General features: G+C 65.3%; 11 protein-coding genes. 5 read left to right on the top strand and 6 right to left on the bottom strand.

Annotated elements, in window-relative coordinates; translation table 11 throughout:
- Both ACXJL8_RS24600 and ACXJL8_RS24595 read right to left on the bottom strand, forming a co-directional pair.
- On the bottom strand, positions 1-1,317 hold a 1,317-nt coding region (locus ACXJL8_RS24600; protein ID WP_456685744.1), incomplete at its 3' end, for a KUP/HAK/KT family potassium transporter.
- A gap of 192 nt (positions 1,318-1,509) precedes the next feature.
- Positions 1,510-1,767 (bottom strand): hypothetical protein, encoded by a 258-nt coding sequence (locus ACXJL8_RS24595; protein ID WP_456618886.1) that lies wholly within the window; start codon positions 1,765-1,767, stop codon positions 1,510-1,512.
- A 257-nt stretch (positions 1,768-2,024) separates the two neighbouring features.
- On the opposite strand from ACXJL8_RS24595, the gene coaD reads away from it, so the two are divergent.
- The 5 genes from coaD to queA all read left to right on the top strand — a co-directional run bounded on the left by coaD (position 2,025) and on the right by queA (position 5,204).
- Entirely contained in the window at positions 2,025-2,522 is a 498-nt protein-coding gene (gene coaD / locus ACXJL8_RS24590; RefSeq protein WP_456685743.1) for a pantetheine-phosphate adenylyltransferase, read from the top strand.
- Positions 2,523-2,559: 37 nt separating this feature from the next.
- Positions 2,560-3,135 carry a peptidylprolyl isomerase gene (locus ACXJL8_RS24585; protein WP_456618888.1) on the top strand — a complete coding sequence of 192 codons (576 nt, stop codon included), beginning with the start codon at positions 2,560-2,562 and terminating at the stop codon, positions 3,133-3,135.
- An 8-nt stretch (positions 3,136-3,143) separates the two neighbouring features.
- Complete coding sequence (locus ACXJL8_RS24580) at positions 3,144-3,554, top strand: hypothetical protein (RefSeq protein ID WP_456618889.1); 411 nt, start codon at positions 3,144-3,146, stop codon at positions 3,552-3,554.
- Entirely contained in the window at positions 3,551-4,015 is a 465-nt protein-coding gene (locus ACXJL8_RS24575; protein ID WP_456618890.1) for a peptidylprolyl isomerase, read from the top strand. Before ACXJL8_RS24580 ends, ACXJL8_RS24575 begins: the two co-directional genes overlap by 4 nt.
- Positions 4,016-4,130: 115 nt before the next feature.
- Positions 4,131-5,204 (top strand): tRNA preQ1(34) S-adenosylmethionine ribosyltransferase-isomerase QueA, encoded by a 1,074-nt coding sequence (gene queA / locus ACXJL8_RS24570; RefSeq protein WP_456618891.1) that lies wholly within the window; start codon positions 4,131-4,133, stop codon positions 5,202-5,204.
- Positions 5,205-5,300: 96 nt separating this feature from the next.
- Here the strand turns inward: queA and ACXJL8_RS24565 are convergent, their stop codons facing one another.
- The 4 genes from ACXJL8_RS24565 to ACXJL8_RS24550 all read right to left on the bottom strand — a co-directional run.
- Positions 5,301-6,338, bottom strand: a complete 1,038-nt coding sequence (locus ACXJL8_RS24565) for an aspartate-semialdehyde dehydrogenase (RefSeq protein ID WP_456618892.1) — start codon at positions 6,336-6,338, stop codon at positions 5,301-5,303.
- Positions 6,339-6,570: 232 nt separating this feature from the next.
- On the bottom strand, positions 6,571-7,173 hold the full coding sequence (locus ACXJL8_RS24560; RefSeq protein ID WP_456618893.1) for a PepSY domain-containing protein: 603 nt from the start codon (positions 7,171-7,173) through the stop codon (positions 6,571-6,573).
- A 279-nt stretch (positions 7,174-7,452) separates the two neighbouring features.
- On the bottom strand, positions 7,453-8,199 hold the full coding sequence (locus tag ACXJL8_RS24555; protein ID WP_456618894.1) for a TetR/AcrR family transcriptional regulator: 747 nt from the start codon (positions 8,197-8,199) through the stop codon (positions 7,453-7,455).
- A gap of 128 nt (positions 8,200-8,327) precedes the next feature.
- A partial coding sequence (locus ACXJL8_RS24550) for a patatin-like phospholipase family protein (protein WP_456685742.1) occupies positions 8,328-9,297 on the bottom strand: 970 nt, incomplete at its 5' end.

Genomic DNA, 9,297 nt, shown 5'->3' with positions numbered 1-9,297 from the left:
GACCAGCTTCACGCCGGCGCGCCAGGTCAGCATCAGGAAGGCGACGAGGGCTGCGAGCAGCAGCGGAAACCAGCCGCCCTCGAACAGCTTGATCGAATTGGCCGAGAAGAAGATCACGTCGATCACGAAGAAGAAGCCGTTCACGGCAATCACGAGCCACGGCGAATAGCCCCACTGGATCGCGACCAGGGCGGCCAGCAGCGTGGTGATCGCCATCAACAGCGACACCGCGATGCCATAGGCCCCGGCCAGCGCATCGGAGGTGCCGAAGCTCAGGACCGCGCCGAGCGTTGCGGCCGCGAGCAGCCAGTTCACCAGCGGCACGTAGATCTGGCCGATCGCGTGGCTGGTGGTGTGGCGGATCTGCATGCGCGGCAGGAAGCCGAGCTGGATCGACTGCTGCGTCAGCGAGAACACGCCGGAGATGATGGCCTGCGAGGCGATGACGGTTGCCACGGCAGAGAAAGCGACCAGCGCGTAATGCAACGCGTCGGGGCAGAGCTGGAAGAACGGGTTCTCGATCATGGAGGGATCGGTGATCAGGAGCGCGGCCTGGCCAAAATAGTTCAGCACCAGCGCGGGCAGGCAGATGGCGAACCAGGCCAGCCGGATCGGGAAACGGCCGAAATGCCCCATGTCGGCATACATGGCCTCGCCGCCGGTCACGGCGAGGAAGGCGGCGCCCAGGATGCCGAAGGAGACGTGGAAATCCTGGTGGATCAGGAAGTCGAAGGCATAGAGCGGGCTGAGCGCGGCCAGCACCGCGGGGGCCTTGACGATGCCGTGGATGCCGAGCGCGGCGAGCACGAAGAACCAGGCGAGCATCACCGGTCCGAAGATGCGGCCGATGAAGCCGGTGCCCTGCTTCTGCATCATGAACAGCCCGATCAGGATGGCGACGGTGATGGGCACCACCACCGGCGCAAGCGAGGGCGCGTCGACCTTGAGGCCCTCGATGGCGCTGAGCACCGAGATCGCCGGCGTGATCGCGCCATCGCCATAGAGCAGGGCGGCGCCAACGAGGCCGACGACCAGGAGGTGCGCGCGCCAGGTGCCGGGTTGCGCATTGCGGGCATGCAGCAGCGCCAGCAGCGCGACGATGCCGCCTTCGCCGCGGTTGTCCGCGCGCAGGATCAAAAGCGCATATTTCAGCGAGATGATCAGCAGCAAGGCCCAGAGGATGAGAGATGCAATCCCCAGGACAGCTTCGGGAGCGAGGGTGGCCCCATGGGCGGCCGCCTTGGCGGCTTCCTTGAGGGCGTAGAGGGGACTGGTGCCGATATCGCCATAGACCACCCCGAGGGCGCCCAAGGTCATGGCAATCGGCAGCGGATCAGGTTGATGGCCGGAAGCGACTGCGGGCGTACTGGACAACGGCAATCCCCCAATGGGTTCGCGCCCGACAGGCCATTCCGTGGGGCGCGATCATCAGGCAGTCTGCGACGAGACGTCGCAAATATCCATGAGATTCATACTGGGGGTTACATGACGCGAAGCTGACAGACCCGACTACGGGGTACGGTCGGCGGTCACCAGGCGCGCCTCGCGGACATTGCTCTTGGTGCCGGCGCGGCGCAGGCAGGAGGCCTCGAAGTTCGGCCAGGCCTGCTGCGAGCAGTCCTTGCCGATGGTCCGGATGTCGAGCCGGTCGCTCTTGGCGAGCGGCTGCGGCACGCTGGCTTCGACGGTCGGGGCAAAGCCGGGCAAAATGGTGAGCGCTGCGGCAACACACGCGGCGATGGCGATCGCTGAGATGGTCTTGATCATTGACGGTCCCCTGTGATGCGGCCGCTACGCCCAGTATGCGGCCCGTCATTCGTTGGCCGGATTAGTAACCATGGCCAGTTTCCGGACGTCTTCGCGGACGCGGGAAATGGTTTCGTTCGCGCTCCCTTTGTTTCGTGGCCGCTCCCGGGACGAAACAAATCGGCCGGCGCCGACAGGACCGGCGGCATATTTGGCGGGAAACGGCCAGGGAACCGGTCCGGCTTGCCGGGCCGGGCCGGGCGCGGTAGGACGGAGCCATGCCGCGCATTGCCTTCTATCCAGGTTCCTTCGACCCCATCACCAACGGCCATCTGGACGTGGTCCGGCATGCCGTTCCCCTGTGTGACAGGCTGGTGATCGCGATCGGGGTCCACCCCGGCAAGAAGCCGCTGTTCTCGACCGAAGAGCGGCTGAAAATGCTCGACGACGTGTGCGGGCCGGTGGCGGCGGCGGCCGGCTGCACCCTCGAGGCCACCACCTTCGATGACCTCTCCGTGACTGCCGCACGCAAGCATGGTGCGACCATCATGATTCGCGGTCTGCGCGACGGCACCGATCTCGACTACGAGATGYAGCTCGCCGGCATGAACGAGGCCATGGCGCCGGAGGTGCACACCGTCTTCCTGCCGGCGTCCCCCATGGTCCGCCCGATCACCGCCACACTGGTGCGCCAGATCGCTGCCATGGGCGGAGATGTTTCGACGTTCGTGCCGCCGCTCGTAGCAAGCCTGCTCAAGGCCAAATTCGCCGGATAACGGCGCACCGCTTCACCTCACCTGATCCGGAGTTTTCATGATCCGTCGTCTCGCAATTCTTGCCACGATCTTTGCCGCGCTCGTCGGCGCGGTCCCGGCGGGCGCACAGACCCTGCCGGCTGGCCTCGACAAGGCCAACGCCATCGTCATCGACACCACCAAGGGCCGCATCGTCATCAAGCTGCGGACCGATCTTGCGCCCCAGCACGCCGAGCGCATCAAGCAGCTCGCGCGCGAGGGCTACTACAACAACGTGCCGTTCCACCGCGTGATGGACGGCTTCATGGCGCAGACCGGCGACGGCCAGAACTTCAACGGCACCGGCGGCTCGAAATATCCGAACCTGAAGCAGGAATTCTCCAAGGTGCATTTCGCACGTGGCATCGTCGGCATGGCCCGGCGCGGCGACAGCGTTGATACCGCCAACTCCCAGTTCTTCATCATGTTCGCGGACGGCGGCAGCCTCGACAACAATTACACCGTGATCGGCGAGGTCGTGCAGGGCATGGACGTCGTCGACAAGTTGAAGAAGGCGCCTCCCGGTTCAGGCAGCGGCACCGTCACCGATCCCGACAAGATGGTGAAGGTGCAGGTCGCCTCCGACATCAAATAGGAGAGGCGATGGCGCGCCGTGGCGAAAAGCTCATCGTAGCTGCCGCGGCGCTGCTGTTCGGCCTGTCCGGCGCGGCCGCCGAGGACGCGCGGGTCAACACCATCCAGGAGGTATTCCAGCATCTGCGCACCTGCTGGAAGCCGCCCCCGGCCGCCAGGGCCCGCCCCATCGACATCACCGTCGTCGTGAGCTTTAACCGGGCCGGAAACATTCTGGGCCATCCGAGGATTACCTATGAGTCCGCGGAGGCCTCCGACGATGACCGGCTGCAATACCGGATCGCGGTGATGGAGGCATTGCAACGCTGCACGCCGATGCCATTTACCGATGCGATGGCCGGCGCCGCTGCGGGGCGTCCATTCGCGATCCAGTTTCGCAACCGGAAGACTTCACCCCCAACCCAAGAGAGACGAGCATGAGCGCCACTGAAAACACACTGATCCTCGAAACCACGCAGGGGCCCGTCACCATCGAGATGCGGCCCGACCTCGCGCCGAACCATGTCGCGCGCATCAAGGAGCTGGTCCGCGAGGGCTTCTACGACGGCATCGTGTTCCACCGCGTGATCGACGGCTTCATGGCGCAGACCGGCTGCCCGCACGGCACCGGCACCGGCGGCTCGGGCCAGAAGCTGAAGGCCGAGTTCAACAAGGAGTCGCATGTGCGCGGCGTCACCTCGATGGCGCGTGCGGCGAGCCCCGACTCGGCCGACAGCCAGTTCTTCATCGTCTTCGACGACGCCCGCTTCCTCGACAACCAGTACACGGTGTGGGGCAAGGTGACCTCCGGCATGGAGAACGTCGACAAGATCAAGCGCGGCGAGCCGGTGCAGAACCCCGACAAGATCGTCAAGGCGCGGATGGCCGCGGACGCGGAGTAACCGCAAGCACGTCATTCCGGAGGCCGCGCAAAGCGCGGCAATCCGGCATCTCGAGATTCCGGGTTCGATGCTGCGCATCGCCCCGGAATGACGCCAAGTGAGGCGCAACGGCGCAATGCGCACCGATCTCTTCGACTTCGATCTGCCCGCCGAGCGCATCGCGTTGCGCCCGGCGCAGCCGCGCGACTCCGCGAAAATGCTGGTCGTGGAGAACGGAGCCTTGCGCGACCAGACCATCTCCAACCTGCCGCAATGGCTGAATCCGGGCGACCAGCTCGTCGTCAACGACACCAAGGTGATCGCGGCGCAACTCAGGGGCCGCCGCATCGGCCGCGAGACCGAGCCGAAGATCGATGCGACGCTGATCAAGCGGCTCGACGGTTCGCGCTGGCAGGCGCTGGTGAAGCCGGCGAAGAAGCTCACCGCCGGCGACCGCATCCGGTTCGGCAATGAAGGCAAGGTCTGCCTGCTCGGCCATCTCGACGCCGAGGTCGAGGCCAAGGGCGCGGACGGCGAGGTGACGCTTGGCTTCTCGTTCCATGGCCCCGCGCTGGACCAGGCGATCGCCGATCTCGGCAGCCCGCCGCTGCCGCCCTACATCGCCTCGAAGCGCACGCCTGACGATCAGGATCTTGCTGACTACCAGACCATGTTCGCGGCGCATGAAGGCGCCGTTGCCGCGCCGACCGCGGGCCTGCACTTCACCCCGGCGCTGGAGCAGGCGTTGCGCGACCGCGGCGTCGGCATCAACCGTGTCACGCTGCATGTCGGGGCAGGGACCTTTCTGCCGGTGAAGGTGGACGACACCGAAGGCCACAAGATGCACGCCGAGTGGGGCACGATCCCGGCCGAGACGGCGGAGCGGCTCAACGCGGCGCGGAGCAACGGTGGCCGCATCATCGCCGTCGGCACCACGTCACTGCGATTGCTGGAGAGCGCCGCTGCCGAGGACGGCACCATTCAGCCGTTTACGGCCGAGACGTCGATCTTCATCACGCCGGGCTATCGCTTCCGAGCCGTCGACGTGCTGATGACGAACTTCCACCTGCCGCGCTCGACCCTGTTCATGCTGGTGTCGGCGTTCGCGGGGCTCGAGACGATGAAGCAGGCGTACGCGCATGCGATCGCGGAAGGCTACCGGTTCTATTCGTACGGGGATGCGTGCCTGCTGTTTCGGGCAGGGCCGTAGGGTGGGTTAGCGAAGCGTAACCCACCACTTCTCTATCCGCGTGGACAGTAAAGAGGTGGGTTACGCCTTCTGCTAACCCACCCTACGTACCTTCCGTTACGCCATCACCCGCTGCGGCAGCAGCTCCGCGATCTGCACGGCGTTCAGCGCGGCGCCCTTGAGCAACTGGTCCGCGGCCACGAACATCGAGATCGAATGCCCGCTAGGATCGCTGAGATCCCTGCGGATGCGGCCGACCAGAACGTCGTCCTGGCCCGAGGCGTCGATCGGCATCGGGAAGTAGTTCTTGGCGCGGTCGTCGACGATCTTCACGCCGGGCGCTTGCGCCATGATGGCGCGGACCTGGTCCTCGCTGATCGGCTTCTCGCATTCGAAGGTGATGGCCTCGCAATGGGCGCGCAGCACCGGCACGCGCACACAGGTCACGCCAATCGCGATTGTCTCGTCCTCAAAAATCTTGCGGGTCTCCTTGATGACCTTGGTCTCTTCGTCGTTGTAGCCGGTCTCGGGGTCGACCGCGGTGTTGTGGTTGAAGAGATTGAACGCGTAGGGGTGCGGCATCACCCTGGGCGTATAGACCTGCCCGTTGAGATTGGCGCGGGTGGACTCGACGAGCTCGTCCATTGCGGCCGCGCCGGCGCCGGAAGCCGCCTGGTAGGTCGAGATGATCACGCGCTTGATGCGGTTCTTCTGGTGGATCGGCCAGAGCGGAACCAGCGCGGTGATGGCGGCGCAGTTCGGGTTGGCAATGATGCCCTTGTGGTCGCGGATGCGGTTGGCGTTGATCTCGGGGATCACCAGCGGCACGTTCGGATCCATCCGGAACGCGGAGGAATTGTCGACCACGACGGCGCCGGCCTTCACCGCGATCGGCGCGTACTTCTTCGAGATGCTGCCGCCGGCGGAGAACAGGGCGATGTCGACGCCGTCGAAGGCGCGCTCGGTCAATTCCTCGATGACGACGTCCTTGCCCCGGAACGACACCGTCTTGCCGGCCGAGCGGGCGCTCGCCAGCGCCTTGAGCTGACTGACGCGAAAGCCGCGCTTGTCCATGGTGGCGATGAATTCGGCGCCCACCGCACCGGTGACGCCGACAATCGCGACGACGGGATCGTTACTCACTGTGTCCTCCATTGAATTTGCGATTTAGACAACAAAAAAGCCCCGGACCATCATGGGCGGGGCTTCGGTAGAGCAGATTGCGTTTTAGTCGACGACTACAAGCGCACGCCTCCCCGGGCCCCGAAGGCCGTGGTGGTTTTGGTCGTGCGTTTGGTGGTCGTGAACATGGCGGCGACTTATGCTGGAGAGTCTTGCGCCCGTCAATGGCTTTTCGGCGGGATTGTGGCCGGGGCGGGGGCCTCCGCTATTTGGCCGGGGCGCCCGGCGGCTCGAGGATGACCTCCTTGAGGTCATCGCCGCTGATGACGACGATCGCGAAATTGAGCCGGCCGCGTTCGCGCACCAGCCCGCCGCTGATGGCCTTGCCGGACGCCGTGTGCTCGGCAACGCGCACCGCATCCGCCAGGCGGTGCCGGATGGCGCCGAGCGCTGCGAGGTTGTTGCGATCCTCCGCGTCGAGCTCGGTCAAGGGCAGGGCCGCTTCCCCGCCAATGAGCTCACCGGTCGAGGCGTTGATCGTGTGCCGCCAGATCCGGTCGTTGTGCAGGGTCTTGACCCGGTAGACCGGCACGCCGGAACCGCCGTCAAAACTGACATCGGCAGTCGTGGCGCCGGCGTGCCGCGCTTCGGCAATGGCCATGGCCTGACTGATCGAGACGGTCGAGCTGCGGAAGCGCTCGATCTCGCGGCTGACCGCTTGGCGGTCGGCTTCCGCATCACCATCTGTCTCGCTGTGAAGGGCGGTGGGTGTGCCGCCTGCCGAGACGATCGCCTGCGCCGGCGCTGCGATGAGCATCGCCCACAGGGTGATCGCGAGGACCGGCTTCCAGCCTATGACGATGCGCATTCTCGTTGTCTCCATGCCGAGACCTGTCTTACCGGCCGGCGGCCCGGGCCGTCTTGAACAGAAATGCGCGGCCGACCATGGGCAGCGGCCGGCCGCGGATCATTGCAACGGGCTGTACCCGTCGCGGCGATCCTAGTCTGAAAGGCGGTCCGGACCCGTTTTGGGGCTGGTGAAAACCGGGCCTGAACCGCTTATAACAAAACCATACCGTATCGTTTTATTTTGGTCAATGGCGCGGCCGTGGCCCCCTTGGGGATAGATCGCGAGCTCACGGAATTGTCAGCGGGACGGACGGCGGCGTGGCGCGGCTTTGGCGGCATCCTTGACGCGATCGGCGGGTCCCAGCGCCCCGGCCAGGAACAGCTTGATCGCCGCGCGCATCCGCTTCTCCGCGGACTTGATTTCCATCGGGGTTCCGAACGTCGCCATGCGATGGGTGTGGCCGACGACGACGTCAAGAAACACCTCGGCCGCAATGGTGGTGTCCTCGACATCGAGGGCGCCTTGCACCACCAGATGATCGAAGAAGCGCGCGGTGGTGGCGACGGCCTTCAGCCAGCCTTCTTCCTTGCCGAGCTTGGCGATGTCGGGAAAGTTGATGGCCTGCGACGTCATCATGCGGCTGAAGGCCATGGCGTCGGGCCCGCAGGTGAATGTCAGCATCTCCCGCCCGATCTCGACCAGCCGCTGCTCGACGGAGATGTCGGATGAGCTGCCGAGCCGGGTCTCGGCCGCCGCGGACAGCGGCGCAAGCCAGCGCGAGATTTCGCGTCTCAGTACCGCCGTGAACAGGCCGCGCTTGTCGCCATAGCGGGAATAGACCGTGGGCTTGCTCACGCGCGCGGCTTCCGCGACCGCATCGAGCGAGGTCGCGTCGAAACCGCGATCCAGGAACAGGCGGGTGGCGACCTCGATCAGCCGCTGATCGCGCTCGATGGCGGCGCTTTTGGTCGGGCGGCCGCCACGGGATTTCGGCACCTCGCGCCGTGGCGCTGCCGGTTTTGTCCTGGTCGCAGTCAATCCCATGCCCAATGATTCCTGCGCGGTAGCAACAATGGTCATCGCTCTATAACGCGCAGGATCGGGGGCGTCATCGCGAATCTGGCCGAATTGGCCGTATCGTCAACGGTCTCCGTACGGCGTCGTTCCGGGGTTCAAGGGAGCGACGAGGTCCAGGCCTGGCCGGCCGCCGCTTTCTCATATCCGTACTGATATAGCGCCCGCATATAGGCGGTGTCGAACCCCTCCGAGGGCGACGCGGGATAATCGCGCGCGATGTAGGAGAGATGAAAGCCCAGCCGGTTGCGCTTGGCGAAATCATAGGTCGAGAAGATGATCGAGCGCGTCTGCGACTGGGTGATCGCCGACAGGCTGCGCGAGGCAACATCGATGGTGCTGTTGGAGACGAGCTCGAAATTGCGTTCGATCTTCTTGTTGACGAGGATGTAGATGTCCATCTTCGCGGTGCCCGGCAGGCGGCTACCCTGGAACAGCAGGGCTTCCGGCAGCGTCAGCACCGGCGCCGTCACGCCGCCATCGACATGCATCTCCTGAAACCTGCGGCCCTCGCCTTCGGCATCGATCATGATCGGAGGAAACACCAGGGGAATGCTGGCGGAGGCCGCCATCACGTCGCGAAATAGCTTTAGGGCCTCGGGTGTTCCGACCGCTGCGATCCTGCCCATGTCCCAGATCGCGGTGCGCTGGGTGTCGAGATCGGTCGTCACCACCAAGAGCTTTCGGCCCTTGGCGTTCTCGCGCGCGACCTGGGCCATGATTTCCGGCCCGACATAGCGGGCGACGAGCTCGCGCAGCCGCGTGTTGCCGAACAGGCCGGAGCCGAACAGCACGCGCATGATGCTGGGATCGTTCAAGAGGCTCTCGGCGATGCCGCTGGTGTAGACCTCCTTCAGCGTGTCGTCATATTGCGAGCCGAGGAACGCAAAGGGCGCGATCAGGCCCCCGGTGCTCACGCCGGAGACGACCGAGAAGGTGGGACGGGTTCTGGCCGCGCTCCAGCCGTTGAGCACGCCGACGCCATAGGCGCCGTCGGCACCGCCGCCGGATAGGGCCTGATAGCTTCGGGTGGCGGTGCTGGTGTCTTTCTCGAAGCTGAATTTCGTG

This window comes from Bradyrhizobium sp. P5_C11_2 (assembly GCF_054049755.1).
Note: the sequence above shows the minus strand (reverse complement) of the source record. Positions and strands in the feature narration are given on the sequence as shown.

Bases quoted from the DNA above. Each gene is read 5' to 3' on its own strand.
- ACXJL8_RS24565 (WP_456618892.1), bottom strand. From the start codon at position 6,338: ATGGAGGACACAGTGAGTAACGATCCCGTCGTCGCGATTGTCGGCGTC.
- ACXJL8_RS24555 (WP_456618894.1), bottom strand. From the start codon at position 8,199: ATGGGATTGACTGCGACCAGGACAAAACCGGCAGCGCCACGGCGCGAG.
- ACXJL8_RS24585 (WP_456618888.1), top strand. From the start codon at position 2,560: ATGATCCGTCGTCTCGCAATTCTTGCCACGATCTTTGCCGCGCTCGTC.
- ACXJL8_RS24595 (WP_456618886.1), bottom strand. From the start codon at position 1,767: ATGATCAAGACCATCTCAGCGATCGCCATCGCCGCGTGTGTTGCCGCA.
- ACXJL8_RS24560 (WP_456618893.1), bottom strand. From the start codon at position 7,173: ATGCGCATCGTCATAGGCTGGAAGCCGGTCCTCGCGATCACCCTGTGG.
- ACXJL8_RS24580 (WP_456618889.1), top strand. From the start codon at position 3,144: ATGGCGCGCCGTGGCGAAAAGCTCATCGTAGCTGCCGCGGCGCTGCTG.
- ACXJL8_RS24575 (WP_456618890.1), top strand. From the start codon at position 3,551: ATGAGCGCCACTGAAAACACACTGATCCTCGAAACCACGCAGGGGCCC.
- queA (WP_456618891.1), top strand. From the start codon at position 4,131: ATGCGCACCGATCTCTTCGACTTCGATCTGCCCGCCGAGCGCATCGCG.